Source organism: Chryseobacterium sp. AG844, from assembly GCF_003182335.1.
In the GTDB taxonomy this organism is placed as follows: Bacteria; Bacteroidota; Bacteroidia; order Flavobacteriales; family Weeksellaceae; genus Chryseobacterium; species Chryseobacterium cupriresistens.
The window spans coordinates 227,206-248,886 of the sequence record NZ_QGTV01000002.1 but is presented as its reverse complement, the minus strand read 5'-3'; the positions used below and the strand labels follow the sequence as shown (position 1 = coordinate 248,886).

The window sequence follows — 21,681 nt, the reverse complement described above, 5'->3', positions numbered from 1 at the left end:
GTCTGGAATAACTTCCAGCTTCAGACATCCGGCCCCCATCTTCCCTATTTCAATAATTTCTTAATATCCTCAATAAGAATTTCTCTGTCCGGGTGATACTTTCCTGTCAGCATTGGTGTTTTACCTTCCGGATCTGCGTAATTCAATCCTGAGTAATACAGAATAGGCATATTTTCCTTGTTATATCTGCATCGGATATTTCCTTCCTGATCTACCAGCGCAATCATTCCGCTGTGGTTCAGGCTTTCTCCTTCATCTTCTTTGTCACCCACATAAATATTAAACTGATCAGCGAGATTTCCAATATAGGCACGATCTCCGGTCAGGAAATGCCAGTTGGGAGATTTTGCACCAATTCTTTGGGCATGTTCTTTCAAAGCTTCAGGCGTGTCATTTTCCGGATCAATACTGATGGAGATAATGCCGAAGTTGGGATCATTAATCTGGTTTTGGATTGCCTTCATATTGGTATTCATCACCGGGCATATCGTAGGACATTTGCTGAAGAAAAATTCTACGAGATATACCTTTCCCAGCATATCTTTATTGGTAACTTTTTTACTGTTCTGATCTGTAAGTTCAAAATCCGGAACTTTCATGACAGTATAAAGATTCTTTTTAAAATATCCCATTCCTACCCCGATTCCCAGAAAAAGCAATGCAAATACCGCAATGGGTATGATCACTTTACTTTTATTTGCGGTCTTTTTATTTTTGGGCATATTTCTCAGGATTTTTTTTGAATTCATCTTTGCAGTACACACTGCAAAAACCGTACGTTTTATTTTTATATACCGCAGTATCTTGAGTAGATCCGGCAGTTTTCATGTGGCAGATAGGGTCTTCTTCATTCACTACCTGTATATTTTCTATTTTCTTTCCGGAGGTATCCATGTGGCTTGCATGCTTTACCTTAGGCGTTTCTTTCGCACACGACAGCAATGATATCGACAGCATAGCAGCCGAAATAATGAGAGATTTCATTGTAATGTTAAATTGAATTAATACTATTAAATAAGTTATGGTACAATCTAAGTCGGAAAAGCACAACATTTCTTAAGAATAACTGATGCATCCTTTATACTTACAACAGTTAATTTTAACTGCAGAATGTTTCTTTAACGGCCTATTAATGAAGATTTTAAAAACCTCCATTTATTAAACTAAAAATATAGTTTAAAATAAAACTAAACTAACGGAGGATGGAATATCCTTGAAAAGTATTCTGAAGAATGAGAATTAAAGTAGCTTGAGTCCGGAGCTTTAGTAAATAATTCTGAGTTCAGCTGTGACGAAAATGAAAGAATATCATGAGAAATAAAAACATCTAATCCCGCAATCTTTATAGTTTGGGAACTATTGGACTGCTTTTCTGTTTTTGCCAGTTCTTTTTCCACATAGCATTTTCCCTTACAGGTGGATTGTGGTACATTCCTTTTCTCACAAAGGTTTTTTACAATATAATCATAGTTCACTGCATAGTTTGCCAATGGCAAAACAGGGCGTAATGCAATGGTAAAAATGACGAATATGGAAATAAATAACCTCAACGATTTTTTCTCTGTTACAAATATACTACTTCAAAACTGTTTTATATTCCATTTATGATGAATGTCATTGGAAAGTTGAGCTGTTACCGTTAAAATTTACAAAACTGTGGCTGTTGCTAACATCATATTATCCCGAAATTTGAATACAATTTAGTTCTTTATATACAATTTAATCTTGTTAATAAAAACTCTGCCGATGTATTTGGCAGAGTTTTTTATTTTTTTAATGTCTTGTTTTTGTTGGAAACGCAAAGACGCAAGTTTTTTCAATGTTTACTGTTTTTAAGGCGCCAGGATTTTATCTCCGATAAAATTTAATACGGCTAATAATAAGATTGAATAAAGCTGATCATTCAGAAGTAACTTTGCTGAAAATCTTTGATTTTCTTGCGTCCTAAAAAAACACTACAATTTTTATCTTCTTTGCACCTTTGCGTTTCTCCAACAAAAACCTATTCCCTCTTCTAAATTAAGTTTTGGCGTGATGCAATGTTGGAAGCGCAAAGACGCAAGTTTTTTTAAATGCTTACTATTTTAAGGCGCAAAGATTTTATGTCGGATAAAGTTTAAAAACAAAAGCCCTGCTGAAAAATTCAGCAGAGCTTTATTCAATATAATTGAGTTGTGTTTATTATTTGCTTGTTAAAATTTCATTCTTTGGATTCTCACCGCATTTAAAATAGCCAGCAATGCTACTCCTACATCGGCAAACACAGCTTCCCACATGGTTGCCAATCCACCGGCTCCCAGGATGAGAACAACAGCTTTTACAGCAAAGGCAAGGACAATATTCTGCCAAACGATCTTTTTAGTTTGTTTTCCGATATTGATGGCCATCGGGATTTTACTTGGTTTATCATCCTGAATCACTACATCTGCAGTTTCAATGGTGGCATCACTTCCCAAGCCTCCCATCGCAATTCCTACATCGCTTAAAGCCACTACAGGCGCATCATTCACTCCGTCTCCTACGAAAGCTACAGTCTGGTTTTTAGCTTTGATTTCTTTCACCTTGTTTACTTTGTCTTCAGGCAACAGATCTCCGAATGCATTGTCGATACCCAATTGATCTGCTACATATTTCACAACGGTACTTTTATCACCACTCAGCATCGTAGCCTTTACATTCATTTTATGCAGGTTGTCTACGGTTTCTTTAGCATCTTCTTTGATGCTGTCTGCAATCGTGATATAGCCTGCAAACTTTTTATCATAGGCCACCGCAATCACCGTGTAGACAATATTGGAGTGGTTAAGATCATAACGGATGTTGAACTTATCCATCAGCTTAAAGTTCCCAACCAGAAGTTCTTTTCCGTTAACCGTAGCTTTCAATCCGTGACCTGCAATTTCTTCTACATTTTCTAAGGGATTATTATGATTTATTTCTCCTACATAATTGTGGATTGCTGTTGCCACCGGATGAGTACTTTTACTTTCGAGAACATTGACCAGCTGAAGGATTTCTTCTTTGTTAAATTCAGGGCTTATGCTTACTTCCTGAACTTTGAATACGCCTTCTGTCATGGTCCCGGTTTTATCCATCACCACATTCTGAATCTCTGCAATACTGTCTAAGAAATTACTTCCTTTGAACAGAATTCCGTTTCTACTTGCTGCCCCAATTCCTCCGAAATACCCTAACGGAATTGAGATAACAAGGGCACAAGGGCAGGAAATCACAAGGAATATCAATGCTCTGTACAGCCAGTCTCTGAACTGGTAATCGCTCACAAAGAAATAAGGCAGTAAACAGATTCCAATGGCAAGAAATACCACGATGGGCGTGTATACTTTCGCAAATTTTCTGATGAACAATTCTGTAGGGGCTTTTTGGGCCGTAGCATTCTGAACAAGTTCCAGAATTTTGCTCAGTTTACTGTCTTCATATGCGGTATTTACTTTTACCAGAGCAATACTGTTCATATTGATCATTCCGGCAAGGACTATTTCTCCTTTATTTTTGGTATCGGGTTTACTTTCTCCCGTTAAAGCTGCGGTATTGAATGAAGCGGAATCTGAAAGCAATTCCCCATCCAGCGCCAGTTTTTCACCGGGTTTCAGCTGTATGATGTCTCCAATTTTAGCTTCTTTGGCCTTCATAGTCTTGGGCTGATTATTTTCCATAACCGTTACCTCATCAGGACGCTGATCCAATAATGCTTTTATATTTCCTTTGGCTCTGGTAACCGCCATAGACTGGAATACTTCTCCTACGGCATAAAACAGCATTACCGCTACTCCTTCAGGATATTCTCCTATGGCAAAAGCACCAATGGTTGCAATGCCCATCAGAAAGAATTCTGAGAACACATCTCCTTTGATGATGCTTTTATACGCATCTTTCAATACCGGAAATCCTACAGGAATATATGCAGCCAGGAACCATACCAACCGTACCCAGCCTGTAAACCATGCAGGTTTTATATAGTTATCAAAGGCAATTCCCAATAATAAGATGATAAAGGATATAATGGCAGGAAGAAACATCTGGAAAACCGTCTGATCTCCTGAGTCGTGAGAGTGATCATGCCCGTCATGGTCATGTCCGTCTCCTTCTGCGTGATGATGTTGGTGTCCTTTTGTATCTGGTTTTTCCGGGGTTGTACTACAGCATTTTTCCATAACTGAATATTTTTATACAAATGTAAACATGAGACTGATGCAATGCTATTGCAAACTTTCAAGACAGTTTTCGCAGATTCCTTTGGCAAAGAGTCTTATTTCGTCAATCCTGAAATTGGTCTGAATATTTTCAGGGAAAGAAATATCTTCTTTGCAGGTAGTCTGCTTGCATATTTTACAATAGAAATGCAGATGCCAGTCTTTATGTGTTTTTTCATCACAATCATCTTCGCACAGTTTGTATTTTGTGGTTGTATTTTCCTGAATGCTGTGAACAATTCCTTTTTCTTCAAAGGTTTTCAAGGTTCTGTAGATGGTGATTCTGTCAGCATTTTCAAAATGATTTTCTATTTCAGAAAGGGATAGAGCCGCTTCCTGAGAACTTAAGAAATCATATACCAAAATCCTCATACTGGTGGGTTTGGTATTTTTATCAATAAGTTTGTGTTCTATATCTTTTTTCATTGTACGCATTTAATGGTTACAGATGGGCTTCAGTTTCTTCATAGTCTTCTTCTTCGATCTGAAAAGTGGTATGACTGATTTTAAAATTAGCCATCGTTGTATCTGTCAATGTTTTTAATAATTGATTCTGGGAATATCCATTCTCTTTTACAACATGCGCGCTCATCGCATTGACACTGGATGTTAGCGACCAGACATGCAGATCATGAACATTTTCCACACCCGGAATTTGTTCTAATGATTGGCGAAGTTCCCGGATATCCACATCTTTTGGGGTTCCTTCCAGCAGAACATTAATGGCTTCTTTCAAAAGTCTCCATGTTCTTGGAAAGATTAATAATCCGATTGCTGCTGATATCAACGGGTCGGCATAGTACCAGCCTGTGGTCAGCATAATTACTCCGGCTATCATTACTCCTACTGAAGTAAGCATATCTGAAAGAACTTCAAAGTACGCACCTTTCATATTGAGACTGCCTTCTGAATCTTTTCTTAAAATCATCATTCCGATAATATTAACGATCAATCCGATTCCGGCTACAATCAGCATGGATTTACTTTGAACTTCCGGCGGGTTCTGAAAACGCTGATAGGCTTCAAACAAAACATAGATTGAAATTCCTAGTAAAACCACAGCATTCACTACTGCTGCCAGTATTTCTGTTCTATAATAACCGTATGTTCTGGATGGATCTGCTTTTCTTTCTCCTATTTTAATGGCAATAAATGCCAGCAATAATCCTACCACGTCGGTCAGCATATGGGCTGCATCCGCTAATAGTGCAAGACTATTGGTAATGATTCCTCCTATTACCTCAGCGATAAGATAGGTTCCGCTAAGGCAGAGAACAATCAGGAGGTTCTTTTTATGTCTGCTTCCTGCAGAAACGGTTTGTGTTGGTGTACTTTCCATATTGTGTATGGTTTAATTACATTTCATAATAAGATGTATTTTCTTTTTTTGGGGGAACATTCTGCTCACCAATCATCTGTCTGATATTGATTTCTATAGTCTGTGCCAGAGAGGTCATTGGAGTATCAACAGGACCATTTTCAAACGGATCCTGCATAATGATGGATGTTTTTTCAATAGCAATGAATGTCACCGGAACCAGGAAAGTGATTGCAATTTCTACCAACAGCTGTGAATCATCAAGCCCAAACGGAAGAATGGCTGCAAAAACATAGATCAGAATATGAACCAAAACACTGTAAGACCGTGGGAAAACGGTATTCTTCACTCTTTCGCATTTTCCCATACTGTCGCAGAGTCTTGTGTTGATATCATTCAGCTGCATTTGCTGGAAATCCGTCAATCCTTTGGATGCTGCCATTTCTTTCAGCTGTCTTGAATGTTCATCCAGAATAGCATTGGGAATATTGACAGCGTTGATCTGATGTTTATCCAGATACTGCTGAACTTTTTCAGAAAACGGAAGCTTTCTCAGAGATTCTCCAAGGGCATAGGTCCAGATGATCTGTCTTTCGGCAAAACCTTTTATTGCTTTATCATCTCCTGCAGGCATAAACTGAATGATCAGTCTCACAAAAGTCCGGGAATCATTTACGATAGCACCCCATACTGTTCTGCCCTCCCACCATCTTTCATAAGATTGGGAGGTACGGAATGCCAGCAGCAGAGATACGGCTGTTCCCAGCAATGCAGGGATATTTAAGGGCAGTGATATTTTGCGAAACCACGGCAATTCGTCCAGAAGACCAATAGCTATGGCAAATATTCCGATGAACAGAATTTGGGTTTTTATTTCACGGATGAAATACCAGACTGATATTTTTTTGTTTAGTAACATAATCAGGTCATTTATTAAAAATTCGGTGAGATACTCTTTACTTTTTTTCTGCCGTTTCTATTCAATAAAAATTCCGTAAACAGCTCTAATTTAAGGATTAAAATCGACATTTTACTGGTTCCGGCTGCTTTCATTAATGTTCGTGTTCTCCGGAATTCACCAGTTTTGCATTCACGAAAAAGGCTCCTTTCACTACTATTTTTGCATTGTCAGGAATATTTCCTACCGGAGTTATCGCAGTATATCCCATATCGGAAGTTCCTTTTACCACTTCTATTTTCTCAAAGTTTAAGGTTTTCGGATGTGGTTTTCCTTTTTCTTCATGTTCTTCTTCCGCTTTTTTATCGGTCTGAATAAACACATAGTATTTTCCATCTGCTTCTACAATGGCTTCTGTAGGCACTGCAGGAGTTGTACTTTTATCAAGACTTACAATTCCGGTGATATTCATTCCGTCAATCAGTCCGGATTTGTTTCCAATTACTTCGCAATGCATAGAGATGGTTTTACTTTCGTTTTCAAAAGAAGATCCTATGCTGTAAATTCTTGCATCATATTCGGTTTCCGGATTGTTCGTCAGTTTAAAATGAACAATCTGCCCTACCCTCATTTTAGGAAGATCTTTTTCAAATACCTGAAGATCGAGATGAATAGAACCGTTATCGATCACTGTAGCAACGGGAGAAGAAATATCTACATAACTTCCGATCTGTGCTGTAATACTGCTGATTGTTCCGCTGATGGGCGCTGTGATCACCAAACCGGATTTCATGTTTCCATTGCTTACTTTTCCCGGGCTTATTCCCATCATCTGAAGCTGTTTCAAAAGAGACGCTCTTTTTGTTCTTAAGGTTTTAAGCTCAGCATCAGCACTCTGAAGATTTTTCTTTGCGCCTGCATCATTATCAAAAAGCTCTCTCTGTCTTCTGTATTCCTGTTCTGCATAGGTAATTCGGCTATTGGTAGTCAGATAATCTTCCTGAAGCTGGATATATTCCGGATTGGCAATGGTGGCAATGACCTGCCCCTTTTTCACAATACTTCCTACCTGAATATTGATGGTTTTGATGATTCCTCCATACAGGGAAGTGATGGTTGCTTTATTACTATTGGGAACGCTCAGTAAACCGTTAGCTTTTATCGTTGATGTCAACTCTTTCATTTCTACAGTTCCCAAAGCAACGCCTACAGATTTCATCTGATCCTCCGTAAGAGAAGCTATGGTTTGAGGTTCCTCGTCATGTCCTTTTTCCGATTGTTCGGTTTTAACATCTGTCTTTTCCGTTGCCTTTTCCTGTTTTCCGCAGCTTATGATGGAAAGAGCCGTGACTGTAAGATATATGATATTGTGTTTTAGTTTCATGTTATTTATTGATGATTGAATTAATAGTAACGACAGATTGGTTCACCTGCTGGATGGATTCCAGATATTTCAACTGGATATTTGTGGCAGTCTGTAGGGCAAAAAGATATTCCACATAGGAAATTTCTCCTGTTTTATATCCTAGCTGAGCTGCTTTTACAATTTTCTCTGCGTTAGGCAATGCCTGGCTTGTATAGTAATCATACTGCTGTAAATCCTGCTGATACTGGCTGAAGGCATTTTCCAACTGAGCAGAAAGCTGTTTCTGCTGCATTTTAGCATTGGTTTCAGCGACCTGTTTTTCATATTCGAGCGCCTGAATTCTTGCTTTCGTCGCTCCAAATGTTAACGGTATTGCTACTCCTACTGTTGCTGACTGAAAACGTTTTCCTGAATTATAAAAATTCTCCTGTCCGTTAATGGTATGCAGACCTATCAAAGACTGGTTGGTATATCCTAAACTGAAATCTGGCAGCCCAAGTGATTTTTCAACTTTTTTATTTTTTTCGGCGATTTCCATTTCCTGATAAAAAGCTTTTACCGTAGGATTGTTGGCAACTACCGCACTATCGAGTACATTTTCTGCTTTCAAAGGAATATAGTCTTTATTAAACGGAACTTCAATATCTTCCGAAGTGTTCATAAGAGTTTTTAAATTCTTATAGGCATTATTCAGATAGACTTCATTTTGTCTGAGCAAAAGATCAATTTCCCCTTTCTGGGTTTCTGCAGTACTGATCTCAATTTTCTTGATATCACCTGCTTTAAATCTTACGGTTGCAATTCTGATGAATTCCTCATAATATTGATCCAGGCTGGTCAGCTGGGCCTTGTTATACTGAAGGTATTCAATCTGGTAATAGTAGGTACGCACCTGTTTTATCAACTCATTGACTGTAATCTCCTTATCAATCTGCTTGCTTTTAATATTTTCATTAATTAAATCTTTTCTTGCTTTAAAAAGTGTCGGAAAAGGAATACTCTGTGAGATCGCAAACGATTGGTCAAACTTTGGGCTGTTGTACTGACCAAGCTGTGCTTCAAAGCTCAATTTCGGAAGTTCTTTTGCAGTTGCCCTTAGTGCTTCGGCAGATTTAATACTTAGGTCTTTTGACTGCAGGGTTAAATTATTGTTCACTGCCTGCTCTACCGCCTGTTCTACGGAAATTGGTCTGGACTGTGCGTTAAAAGTCTGTCCCACCATCATAAATCCTACCACCAAAACGGCAGTAATAATTCCCGTATTATTATTCTTTCTTTTCAAAATCTTTGTGTTAAAAATAATGTACAGCATCGGCAAAACGAATAATGTTAGGAATGTTGCAGTTACCAAACCACCAATCACTACTGTCGCTAAAGGTTTCTGTACCTCAGCTCCGGCTCCGGTGGAAATAGCCATTGGTAAAAATCCTAGTGAAGCTACAGTAGCCGTCATCAATACAGGCCTTAATCTGGTTTTTGTTCCTTCAAATACTCTTTTCAGAATATCCGTTTCGCCTTCTTTTTCTAACTGATTGAATGTTCCGATCAAAACAATTCCGTTAAGAACTGCTACTCCAAAAAGGGCAATAAATCCAATTCCGGCACTGATACTGAAAGGCATATCTCTTACCAGAAGGGCAAATACACCACCAATCGCACTCATAGGAATAGCTGTAAAGATCAATGCAGCCTGCTTGAATGAGCGGAAAGTAAAATACAGAAGCATAAAAATCAGAAGTAATGATACCGGAACAGCGATCATCAGACGTTGGCTTGCTTCCTGCAGGTTTTCAAACTGACCTCCGTAGGTAAAGTAGTATCCTGAAGGCAGTTTCACTTTCTCCAGTTTTGCCTGAATATCTTTCACTACACTTTCCACGTCACGGTCTTTCACGTTGAAGCCAATAACGATTCTACGTTTTCCCTGTTCACGGCTGATCTGTGCCGGCCCTAATTTGTAGCTTATATTCGCCACCTGCGAGAGTGGAATCTGGGCTCCGGTAGCAGAAGTGATCATCAGATTATTCACATCTGAAATATCTGTTCTGTGAAGACTGTCCAGGCGGACAACCAGATCAAAACGTCTTTCATTTTCAAATACCTGTCCGGCAGCTTTTCCTGCAAAGGCTGTACTTACTGCATTGTTGACATCTTCGATATTCAATCCGTAATTGGCTATTCTTGTTCTGTCATACTGAACATTGATTTGTGGAAGACCACTTACTCTTTCAATCTGAGGCGTCGTAGCTCCATCTACCGTCTGAATGATTTTTCCTACTTTATCAGCATACACTGCCAAAGAATCCAGATTTTCTCCAAAAATCTTTACCGCCACATCCTGTCTGATCCCGGTCATCAACTCATTGAAACGCATCTGAATAGGCTGGTTTTTCTCAAAAAATACTCCTGGAATGGTTTCCAGTTTTTCACTGATCTCATCCGCGAGTTCGTTGTAGGATTTCTTGGTTTTCCATTCACTTTGCGGTTTTAATACTACGATCATATCGGTTGCTTCAGGAGGCATAGGATCTGTAGGAACCTCAGCAGAACCGGTTTTCCCAACGACCATTTTCACCTCATCAAACTGTTTGATAATTCTTGATGCCTGCATGGAGGTTTCTATACTCTGACTCAGTGAGCTCCCCTGCGGTAAAATACAATGGAATGCAAAGTCTCCTTCCTGCAGCTGCGGGATAAACTCCCCACCCATATTTTTAAAGATAAAAGCAGAGATAAGGAACACTACAGCTGTTGCAGAAACAATGATATACTTTACTTTGATTGCTTTTTGTAATAATGGCTGATAGATCTTTTGAAGACGGTTCATCATTTTATCAGAGAAGGTTTCTTTGTGGGATATTTTCTTAGATAAAAACAAAGCGCTCATCATAGGAATGTAGGTCAGTGACAGAATCAATGCTCCCAGAATGGCAAATCCTACTGTTTTGGCCATTGGAGTAAACATTTTTCCTTCTACACCTGCCAGGGTAAGGATCGGAATGTATACAATAAGGATGATGATTTCTCCGAAAGCCGCACTGCTTCTGATCTTTGAGGCAGAAAGGAATACTTCTTCATCCATTTCAGACTGTGTTAAAGCACAGGTCGATTTCCTTACGCTTAAATGATGCAGGGTTGCTTCTACAATAATCACGGCACCATCTACAATCAACCCGAAGTCTATGGCTCCAAGACTCATCAGATTGGCGCTTACCCCGAAAACATTCATCATTCCTAAAGCAAATAACAAGGAAAGCGGAATGGCCGAAGCCACGATAAGCCCGGCTCTCAGGTTTCCAAGAAAAATGACAAGAACGAAAATAACGATCAGTGCTCCTTCGATGAGGTTTTTCTGTACGGTATTGATGGCTCTGTCTACAAGGTCTGTTCTGTCGAGGAATGGTTCTATTACCACATCATCCGGAAGGGATTTCTGTATTGTCGGAATTTTTGCTTTGATATTGCTGACTACTTCATTACTATTGGCCCCTTTCAACATCATCACTACTCCTCCTACAGCGTCTACCTTTCCATCATAAGTTAAGGCTCCGTAGCGAACGGCACTTCCTAAACGAACATCAGCAACATCTTTTATAAAAATCGGAACGCTTCCTGTTTCATTTTTAACCGCAATGTTTTTAATGTCTTCCAAAGAGGTAACCAAACCAATTCCACGGATGAAATAGGCGTTGGGTTTTTTATCAATATAAGCTCCTCCTGTATTCTGATTGTTTTTTTCAAGCGCTGTAAAAATTTCAGTGATACTTGTTCCCATTGCCTTTAAGCGATTGGGATCAATAGCCACTTCATATTGTTTTAATTCTCCTCCGAAACTGTTGATTTCCGCTACTCCCGGTGTTCCGTTCAGTTGTCTGCGAACGATCCAGTCTTGCATGGTACGGAGCTCTTTGGCATTGTATTTCTTTTCGCTTCCTTTTTTAGGGTGAAGAATATACTGATAGACTTCTCCAAGACCCGTACTTACGGGAGCCAGCTCGGGAGTTCCTACACCTTTGGGAATTTCTTCTACTGCATTTTTAAGCTGTTCATTGATAAGCTGTCTCGCAAAGTAAACATTTACATTTTCTTTGAACACTACTGTAATCACAGAAAGCCCAAATCTTGAAATACTTCTTGTTTCCTGAATATCGGGAACATTGGCAATACTCTGTTCAATAGGAAAGGTCACCAGCTGTTCCACTTCCTGTCCTGCCAATGTAGGACATACGGTAATAATCTGTACCTGGTTATTGGTGATATCCGGTACAGCATCTATCGGTAATCTGGTGGCACTCCATGTTCCCCAGATGATCAGCACCAACGTCATCAATCCAATGATCACCTTGTTTTTGATACTGAATTTTATAATTTTATCTAACACGATTTGTATTTAATTTTTATTGAAAAGTGAATGCACACAGTATAAAATACTGCAGCAAAAATATCCTGAAAAACTCTGCAATGGTATTGCAAAGTTTCAAGCACGAATAAGTATTAGAAAGCATAACTTTCTGAAAATCAATAAAAATTAAATTTTAGGAGGCTGCCAGATAGGATCGTAAACCTGATAAGCAAAGTCGTTTTTGTGGAACAGGATCTTCTTTGAAAAGTATGCAGGAATCTGCTCGGGAATCTCCAGTAAAGGATTCATCTTAAATGCTGAAACTGTTATCTGACAACAGCTGCATGCACACAGCGGAGAACATATATCTCCTTTTTCTTTTGAATGGTTTTCCTGAACACTCAGGGAAACTATTTTATTCCCGGAATTCTGCGGATGAGACACATCAGCACATGGCATCAATGATAGCGCCATGAAATAAATTGCCAGTATCCATCTTAAGAGGTTCATGGTACAAAGGTAGAGATTTTTTGTAAAGTTGAAGCTTTCATTACATAATTGATTCATAAAAAGTATAATTTCTAGCTCCGGTTTATTTAATAGAAAAGATTTTGCCAAAAAAAAATTCATTATATGAACAATTATGACAACAAAAACGTCAACAAAACAGATTATTCATTAAATAAAAAATAAAATTAAATGATTTATATTAAAATATACTAATACATGAAATAAAAACCAAAATATTCTATCTATTTTTGTAAATTTGCAAAAACAATAACTCATCAATAGGTATTTACCAATTGTTGATAAAATTATTATTAAACACGACACCAATTGTGGCCTTGCAGTTATAGCTTTACAAAAAAATAAATTTTAATTATAATTATGAAAACACAATTATTTTCGATGGCCTTATTGGTTTCATCCCTGGCATTTTCACAACAGGCCCAAACATTTTCTGAAGTTACTGTACAGGCATATTCTCCAACTATATATTTAAAAAGAAGTGTAAACGATGGTGGCTTTATCAGAGGAATTCAGACTCAGTATCTTAATGGAGATAACGGATGGTTTTTTGGTGATCTTCATGGTTCTCAATGGGTCGTTTCCAAAGGAGATTATAATGACCGAAAGCTAGTAGTCAATGATAATGGAAATGTGGGAATCGGAACCGTAAGTCCTAACAGCAAACTACATATCGCTCAGGACAATATAAACAACCAAAATTTGTCTCTGGGCAAGTTTACATCTGTAGGACAAACCGGGGGTAGTGCTATAGTCAGTTTAGCATATAATAGTACTACGGCTAATCTGGAAGTAAATTCTACCTACTCAGGTAGTGGCTTCAGATATGGAACTTATGGTGACTTTAATATTGAAAATGAGATTACAACCCCGGATTTTGGAGCGATTAATTTTATTACAAACAAGAAAGTACAACTTGCCATTAAACCCAATGGAAATGCTTTATTACAGGGAAAATTTGAAGCCAAAGAAGTAAAAGTTACTCTAACTCCTACTGCCGATTTTGTATTTGATGAAAAATATGATCTTCCAAAATTAGAAGAAGTTGAAAAACATATCAAAGAAAAAAAGCACCTTCCTGAAATTGCTTCTGCTAAAGTAATGGAAAAAGAAGGTGTAAATGTAGGTGAATTCCAAATAAAATTATTGCAGAAAATTGAAGAGCTTACTCTTTATTCAATCGAGCAGAATAAACAAATAAAGCAACAGTCAGATCAACTGAAACATCTTAAGGATGAAAATGAAGCTTTGAAAGCCCAATCTGCGAAAATTGAAAAACTGGAACAGCAGGTTCAGCAACTCTTATCAACACAAAAATAACCACAAATGAAAAGAAAATTACTCTCACTATCATCCCTGATGATAGGATTCTTCGGCTTTTCCCAAACCGAAGTGTATTTCAAATATGATGAGGCCGGAAACCAGCGATACAGGGGAATCGACGCTACTGGTAAAAAGGCTGAAGAGATTGTTTCAAAAGAGTCAAAGGTAGCAGCTGTTACCAGACAAGCTCCTGTTATTGATGAAAAAACATTCCTGAAACAAATACGTCTGTACCCGGTTCCTGTTAATGACTATCTTACCATAGACTGGACAGAAGAAGTGGATGGGCTTATAGAATCCGTTTCATTGTATCAGCACAGTACAATTCACTGGAAATTCCAGCAACAGAATATCCCGGACTTAAACCGTCAGGTTAAAATCAATATGACAGGTTATGACTGGGGAGTGTATGTTTTGCGCTTTACGCTAAAAGATGGCAGAATTTTCAGTAAAAACATCACCAAACGATAAATAACCATGAAACTTTACGATAAGAAAATACAAGTATTTTCATCATTCATACTGTCATTATGGGCAGTAATGGGCTTTTCACAAACCATACTGTATCAGGCAGAGAGTACTTCGAGAACGGTTCAGGATCCACAAACAGTGGTGCTGGCACCAGGATTTCGAGCGTCTTCCAGCTCATCAAATCCATTCGTAGCTAAAATTGGTCCAGCAACGGAAAATCCGGGCGGTGGTCCTACCGATTCAAATGCGGGAGCAACTAATCCATCGGGCACGAAAGAGGATAGTATCAAATTTCACGATACAAAAGGAAGTATCGAAGTAAATGGTAGCGGTCAGCTACAGTTTACTTTACCGATTGCTTTACCTCCGGGAGTGAAAAGTGTGGCACCACAGATTAATCTATTGTATACAAGCGGTTCTCCCAATGGAATAGCTGGATATGGCTGGAACATTTCAGGTGTTACCTCTATCTCCAGAGTTGGAAAAAATATTGATAAGGATGGAGAAATAAAAGGAATACAATTGGATTATTCTGATTATTATAGCTTTAATGGTCAAAGATTAATTTTAAAATCAGGAGAATATGGTAAGGATGGCGCTGAATATGTGACGGAAAAATACTCTAACGTAAAAATTAAATCTGTTGGAAATAGTTTAAACATTTCAGGACCCAACTATTGGGAAGTGACTTTTGAAAATGGATCTCAAGCTAAATATGAAAAAACATTTTCATCAGGATTTATGGGAGATACGACCCCAGCATTGGAGTATAACATCACAAAATGGAAAGATCCTCAAGGGAACTTCATCACATACAGCTATGAATATGCACCACTTGGCTCCGCGGGCATAAATGGTGGAGTGTCCAGAATATCCACCATAACATGGGGAGGAAATGAAACATTAAACAAACCTCATTATAACAGCATTGAATTTACTTATATAGACAGAGATTTGATCGAACAGTCATATGTACAGGGATTAAGATATACTCAAAATAAACTTTTGTCCGAAATTAAGGTAAGTTACAATGGCAGTCAATTTAAAAAATATGGAATTGATTACATTAAAAATGGAACAAATTATCAATCAGTTGATAAGATAACTGAGTATAATACGGATAACAAAGCTGCTAATCCGGTCGCTTTTACTTATCCAGCTCCTACTCAGCCTGTTTTAGAGTTTTCAGATAATAATGTAGATAGCTTTGAAAACGTAAAGCTGACAGGTGATTTTAACGGTGATGGATATTTGGATTTCTCATTGAGCAATGGAGTAGTGAAGCTTGGAGGACTCAACAATACCTTTACTGATATTTCTACAGGTAAAACCTTTAATACAGAAGCAAAAGTTGTTAATACATTGCTTGATGAAGAAGGACAAATTTATAATGGCAATGGGATCGTCCAATATGAAGGCGGCAAAGTAGAAGGTTATATATTCAGAAGCAATACTTTTGTTAAAGTATTTGAAAAAGTAATATCTCCAACAGTATGTACAGTATGTGATGCCGCCTTGAATGAAGGTGATATTGACGGAGATGGGGTGTCTGATGTTTTCCTTAATTTAGCAAGCTCCGGTGCAGCCAATGGGTTTACTGATAAATTTATTATAGACTTGAAAAACCCAAACAATACTGTTTCTAATTATTCCCTGGAAAGAGGGCAATCTGAAAGTTTTTACACAAATCAGAAATATCTCGATATAAATGGGGACAGGAAAGTAGATATTATTGATGTTTCCAATACCGCTTATACTGTATTTGAGTTTATAAAAACAGCTCCTAATCAGTATCTGAAGAAAATTAAATTCACAGGTAATTTAGCAGAAACAAAAGCACCTGAATTTCCTGTTTTGTTTGGAGACTTTAACGGTGATGGAAACCTTGACTTTACGATCCCTACAACAGATAACCAAGAAAAAGATAACTGGAGGTTTTATATGGGTACGGGAAAAGGATTTTCCAATGTCTTAAAAACAGATTTTTTGAAATACAGAAAGCCAGATGACTTTCAAAATAGTAATTATCCTACGTTTAATATTTACAGGAATTTTTACACTACTTCAGATATTAATAGGGACGGAAAATCAGATATTGTACACATCAACTCTTTTAATAAAGCGGGTGTAGTAAATTCGAGCGGATTAATACTTAAAAGATATTATGGCTATACTATTGCTGCTTATACTGCTAATGGAGCTATGGCAAATGAAAGTCCTGATTTTTATACCAGTTATAATTATGGAGGATATAATTATGTTACCAGTTCCAGTGAATTTGCTTTATTCTCTCCCATCACCTCACAGGTAAAAGTCAACAACAACTATTATGATGTACTATTATTCTGGAAAGAAAGGATGCATAAACTTAAATCTCCTTCGCCTGTTGGAAGATTAGCCCAAATACAATCTATTACGCAAGGAGACATCGTTACATCAGCAGACTATCAGGAGGTGATTCCAAATGATCCAGCTCTTCCTAATTTTTATCAAAAAGTAAAAAAAGAATATTACCCTTATTTTTCATTAAGCAGAGCAGATCAGTCCTATGCAGTATCACAACTTAGGCAAGAAGGCAGAAAGCAGGATTTCCGATACAGAGGAATGACAGGACATCTACAGGGCAAAGGGATGATGGGATATCATCAGTCTGCCCGCAGCTCATGGTACGCTGATGGATTTGAAAACACTAAAATCTGGTCAGGAGTAGAGATTGATCCTGTTTTTGATGGTGCCCCTGTAAAAGAATGGAGCATCAGAACTATCAATGAAAACAACATTTTCCCAACAGATATTTCTGAGAACAACGCTCAGCTATTGAGCTTTAAATCCACCCTATATGATACTTATAAATTATTAGACGGACAGGTGGTAAGTACACCCGTTTCTGATACTGATAAACCAAAGGTTGTTACAGTTACTGTCCCAAAAAGTACTAAAACAAAAGATTTCCTTACTGGAACAATTATAAACAGTTCTATTATTTATGGAGATTACTATCTTCCGAAACAGACAGTGAGCAATGTAAACAATGGTTATGCTGTGACCACTTCTGATTTTGACTATATACATAACATATCAGGAATAGGTTCTGATTATTTTGTAGGACGTCCAAAAAACAAAACAGAAAAGTCACAGGCATATGGTGATACAAAATCTTCCAAAGAAGAATACACGTATGAAAACAATTTGTTAAAAACCTTAAAATCCTGGAATCGCGACAACACAGGATATTTACTTGAAACATATAATTATGATGGTTTTGGAAATATTATCGAGAAAATAATAAGCAATAGTGTAGACTCCCAAACCCAGACAAACGGAAACCTGTATGATCCTAAAGGAAGATTTGTTGTAAAGAAAACAGATCATTTAGGATTAGAAACAGGTATTGAGTATAACGATTGGGGACAGATAAAAAAACAAACTGATGCTTTAGGAAATACGCTTGTTAACACCTATGATGCCTGGGGAAAATTATTGACCTCAAAAACCAATCTTGGAGGTACAACAACCTATCAATATAACAGAGATAACAATTCTAATATCACTGTTACACAGTATCATCCAGATGGAGATATTTCAAAAAAATACACCAATAAGCTAGGACAGGAATATAAAGTTTCTACCAAAGCATTTGGACAGGGACAATTTGTCTCTAAGGAGACCGGATATGATGTACTGGGAAGAAAGACCAGAGACTCCGAGCTTTACTTTGACGGGCAAACTGCCAGCTTGTGGAATATAATTAGTTATGATGATACAGTTTTTCCTGCTAAACTAACTACTACATCATTGGCATCATTAGATACATCAGGAAATATAACTTCATTTTCAGGTAAAAAAACAGAAACATCTGTTACGGGATTAACCACAACTCTAACAGAAGTTAATAATTATAATAAAGTCACATCTAAAACATCTGATGCTTTAGGAAATATAGTTTCTACCACAGACAAAGGAGGAACTATACAGTTCTCTTACAATGCCGCCGGAGAACAAATTAAAGCACAATATGCTGAAAACATTGTAACTACCCAATATGATGTCTGGGGAAGAAAATCAGAATTTATTGATCCATCAAACGGATTGTATAAATATGAATATGACGGATTTGGACACCCCAAAAAGACCATAAGCCCAAAAGGAACGAAGGAATACACTTATAACGCTATGGGGCAAATGATTTCTCAAAAAGAGTTATCTACAGCCGATGGCGGGCAGGCAACCAATAAATTGATTTCTTATTCGTATGATAATAAGGGAAGAGTCATTTCAAGAACCGGAACATCTAAAGGGAAAGTTTACAGCTCTAATGTGGTATACGATCCGCAGGGAAGGCTCTTATCTTCATCTGAAAGCAGCAACGATAGATACTTTATTCAGAAAGGAATTACTTATGACGACAAAGGAAGGGTGATTTCTTATGAAAAGCAATTATACTCTTCCGGGGTTCTTACTAAAGTTCAAATCGAAAATGTATATAGTACATGGGACGGAGAACTTTATCAGGTAAAAAACAAAGTAACTGGTAAAAGTCTGTGGGAGCTGCAAGGAACCAATGCCAAAGGTCAGGTATTATCAGCAAAGCTTGGTGCATCGAATATTATTAATTTATATGATGATGCCACAGGGTTTTTAAAAGAAATTAAACACCTGTCCCCTTCGCAGCAAAGTATTTTAAACATTCAATACACTTTCAATGCTGTAAAAAATGAATTAAACCTTAGAAAAACATTGGGAGATTTTAACATTATTGAAACATTTAATTATGATGATAATAATAGATTAATTAGCTGGACAAACCCTAAAACAGGACAGCTTTCACAAAATACTTATGACGCTAAAGGTAGAATCATGGAGAATGACCAGGTGGGAATCATCAAATATGAGAACCCTGCAAAGATTTACCAACCAACAGGAATGACCTTAAATGCTGCAGGGACTCAGAATTACAATAATGATCTGATTCAGAGTATCGCCTACAACGAAAATAATGACCCTGTGTTCATTGATGGAATGAAAGGTGATGCAGCCTTCCAGTATGGTTTAACTTCAATGAGACAGAGAGTCACTTATGGAGGTAATTTCAGTGCCGATAGTGATGGTAAGTTCACTAAATTTTACAGTGAAGACGGAAGCTATGAAGTAATAAAAGATAATACAACCGGAAAGGAAAAGCATATTCTTTATATTGGTGGAACACCATATGAATCAAATATTGTATATTTAAAGAACTTCGCGGAGAGCAGTGGTTCTTATAAATTTTTGCATAAAGATTATATCGGAAGTATTTTAGCCATCAGTGATGAAGCAGGAAATAAACTGGAGCAGAGGCATTTTGATGCGTGGGGTAATTTCACCCATTTAAAAATCGGAAACGGATCCATCATTACAGACAAAAATGTCATCCTGAGCTTGTCGAAGGATCTCATTATTGATCGCGGTTACACTAGCCATGAACATTTTGGAGAAGTAGGCATCATTCACATGAATGGTAGATTATATGATCCGTTATTAAGAAGATTCCTGAACGCGGATGAAAATATCCAGGATCCTTACAATACCCAAAACTATAACAAGTATGGGTATGTATTGAATAATCCTCTGATGTTTAATGATCCTAGTGGAGAGTTTGCCTGGGTAGCCGGATTTTTCTTAACGTATGTTGCTCCGGTAATTTGGGGAGCAGTAGTAGGAACACTGATCAGTGCAGGGATGTATGCAATACAATCACTGGTCATGAACAGCTGGTCATGGAATGGTTTTGCAAATGCACTCTTAATGGGTGCAGTCACAGGAGGCGTCTCCGGTGGATTGGGACAAGTCTTCAGTGCCAGTGGTTTCTGGGGATCTGTGGGAAGCAGTGCCTTCACTGGAGCAGGAACAGGTGGTGTTACAGCCTTACTTACCGGACAAAACTTCCTTGAAGGGGTACTGAAAGGTGCTGTTATTGGTGGAGCTGTAGCAGCGGTGAGCTGGGGAATTGACAAAATGGTAACTGCGGCTAATATTACAAAAGGAAATCATGAATATAGAATATCTGATAGTCCAATTAGTGATTCAGCAAATTCAACAGATAATTTAAAATATTCATATGGTACTGTACATGAATTTCAAGAAGCGTATGGAGGATTGGGAAATTATGGTGTGGAGAATGTATACCTTAAAGCTCCTGAAGGATATGGCATTGCACAAAACGGAGGCTTCTATAAGAAATCTTGGTGGGAAAATTTATGGGGAATAGATAGAAAAGTTGCTGAGGCCGACCTTCTTGGAGTAACTACACCTTCAAATAATATCTATCTTGCAAAAAGAGCATTTGCCTCCAAGTCGCAGTTTGTTGATACAATAACTCATGAGGTAGGGCATGTAGTTTTAAACAACTCAAAGTATGCATTATTAGCACAAACAGTTACCAAAAATATGGGTGTGTTTCAGGGAATTTTAGACTACGAAGGTCATGTTTCGATAAGAAAAATGACAATAGATTTATTTAATAAAAATTCATGGTTAGATAAAGCCGATTGGATGAAATCTCTTTATTTTCAAAGATTTTTACAAAATTCTAATCCTAATTTAGATAAATTGCTTTTGCCTCTAATAAAATCATTTAAATTTTAACAATGAAAAAGAAATTAAAATATTTTGGAATTATTTTCCTAATTGCATCATTTTGTACGGTGTTTTTATTTATTTATAAACTTGATGATGTAAAAATTGATAAGAGAATAAAAGCAGAAGTGATACAAGAGTTAAAAACAAAAAAATATTTGTCATTTTCACATTTTGGTAAAAAGCAAGTTTCTACAGATCTTTCTCTGGTAGAAAACGATACAGACACAGTCTATTGGCAATGTAACATTAGAGAATGGGAAAAATTAAAGTCAATACAAGAAATTAATTTTCATATTGGTGATGGATATAGCGGAACGAATATCAATATAATTAGACTATCTACCAAATATAAGGTCTTTATAAAAGATTATAATGACGATCATCACGTTCCTCAAAAAAAATATTGTATTGAGAATCCAAACTTGATTTTAGATAAGAAAAATTATATAAAAGGAGATAGTATTTATGGTAAAATTGATTTCACAATAAAAGAAGAAATTGATAGAGAAAGTTCTGTTTATCATGTTAGAGGACATTTTAAAAGTAAAATAAATTGAATAGGACTTACAATATCCATAATTTAACAAATATGAGAATCAGGAT

14 protein-coding genes are annotated in these 21,681 nt (G+C 37.3%); 4 read left to right on the top strand and 10 right to left on the bottom strand.

From position 1 onward, the window contains the following. Positions 1-44 precede the first annotated feature (44 nt). The 10 genes from DEU40_RS03145 to DEU40_RS03100 all read right to left on the bottom strand — a co-directional run bounded on the left by DEU40_RS03145 (position 45) and on the right by DEU40_RS03100 (position 12,705). The gene (locus DEU40_RS03145; protein WP_171006286.1) at positions 45-722 is read right to left on the bottom strand and encodes an SCO family protein; all 678 of its coding nucleotides are present in this window, start codon (positions 720-722) and stop codon (positions 45-47) included. Continuing rightward, entirely contained in the window at positions 709-984 is a 276-nt protein-coding gene (locus DEU40_RS22305; protein WP_181397931.1) for a YHS domain-containing protein, read from the bottom strand. Before DEU40_RS22305 ends, DEU40_RS03145 begins: the two co-directional genes overlap by 14 nt. Before the next feature lie 203 nt (positions 985-1,187). After that, complete coding sequence (locus DEU40_RS03135) at positions 1,188-1,550, bottom strand: hypothetical protein (RefSeq protein ID WP_110008500.1); 363 nt, start codon at positions 1,548-1,550, stop codon at positions 1,188-1,190. A gap of 642 nt (positions 1,551-2,192) precedes the next feature. Continuing rightward, entirely contained in the window at positions 2,193-3,842 is a 1,650-nt protein-coding gene (locus tag DEU40_RS03130; RefSeq protein WP_410493746.1) for a heavy metal translocating P-type ATPase, read from the bottom strand. 378 nt (positions 3,843-4,220) lie between these two features. Then, positions 4,221-4,640: a Fur family transcriptional regulator gene (locus DEU40_RS03125; protein WP_034691375.1), complete on the bottom strand. Its 420-nt coding sequence runs from the start codon at positions 4,638-4,640 to the stop codon at positions 4,221-4,223. A gap of 16 nt (positions 4,641-4,656) precedes the next feature. Further along, the gene (locus DEU40_RS03120; protein WP_110008498.1) at positions 4,657-5,553 is read right to left on the bottom strand and encodes a cation diffusion facilitator family transporter; all 897 of its coding nucleotides are present in this window, start codon (positions 5,551-5,553) and stop codon (positions 4,657-4,659) included. Between the two features lie 16 nt (positions 5,554-5,569). Then, positions 5,570-6,451: a bestrophin family protein gene (locus DEU40_RS03115; protein ID WP_110008497.1), complete on the bottom strand. Its 882-nt coding sequence runs from the start codon at positions 6,449-6,451 to the stop codon at positions 5,570-5,572. 133 nt (positions 6,452-6,584) lie between these two features. Beyond that, on the bottom strand, positions 6,585-7,814 hold the full coding sequence (locus DEU40_RS03110) for an efflux RND transporter periplasmic adaptor subunit (protein WP_110008496.1): 1,230 nt from the start codon (positions 7,812-7,814) through the stop codon (positions 6,585-6,587). Between the two features lies 1 nt (position 7,815). Further along, positions 7,816-12,177: a CusA/CzcA family heavy metal efflux RND transporter gene (locus DEU40_RS03105; RefSeq protein ID WP_110008495.1), complete on the bottom strand. Its 4,362-nt coding sequence runs from the start codon at positions 12,175-12,177 to the stop codon at positions 7,816-7,818. A 147-nt stretch (positions 12,178-12,324) separates the two neighbouring features. After that, entirely contained in the window at positions 12,325-12,705 is a 381-nt protein-coding gene (locus DEU40_RS03100; RefSeq protein WP_228406433.1) for a DUF6660 family protein, read from the bottom strand. 321 nt (positions 12,706-13,026) lie between these two features. On the opposite strand from DEU40_RS03100, the gene DEU40_RS22600 reads away from it, so the two are divergent. From DEU40_RS22600 to DEU40_RS03080, 4 genes are read left to right on the top strand one after another with little or no spacing between them, the layout of a single operon-like run. After that, entirely contained in the window at positions 13,027-13,986 is a 960-nt protein-coding gene (locus DEU40_RS22600; RefSeq protein ID WP_228406432.1) for a hypothetical protein, read from the top strand. 6 nt (positions 13,987-13,992) lie between these two features. Next, on the top strand, positions 13,993-14,460 hold the full coding sequence (locus tag DEU40_RS03090; RefSeq protein ID WP_181397930.1) for a hypothetical protein: 468 nt from the start codon (positions 13,993-13,995) through the stop codon (positions 14,458-14,460). Between the two features lie 6 nt (positions 14,461-14,466). Further along, positions 14,467-21,084: an RHS repeat-associated core domain-containing protein gene (locus tag DEU40_RS03085; RefSeq protein WP_110008493.1), complete on the top strand. Its 6,618-nt coding sequence runs from the start codon at positions 14,467-14,469 to the stop codon at positions 21,082-21,084. Between the two features lie 2 nt (positions 21,085-21,086). Beyond that, positions 21,087-21,635 (top strand): hypothetical protein, encoded by a 549-nt coding sequence (locus tag DEU40_RS03080; RefSeq protein WP_110008492.1) that lies wholly within the window; start codon positions 21,087-21,089, stop codon positions 21,633-21,635. Positions 21,636-21,681 lie beyond the last annotated feature (46 nt).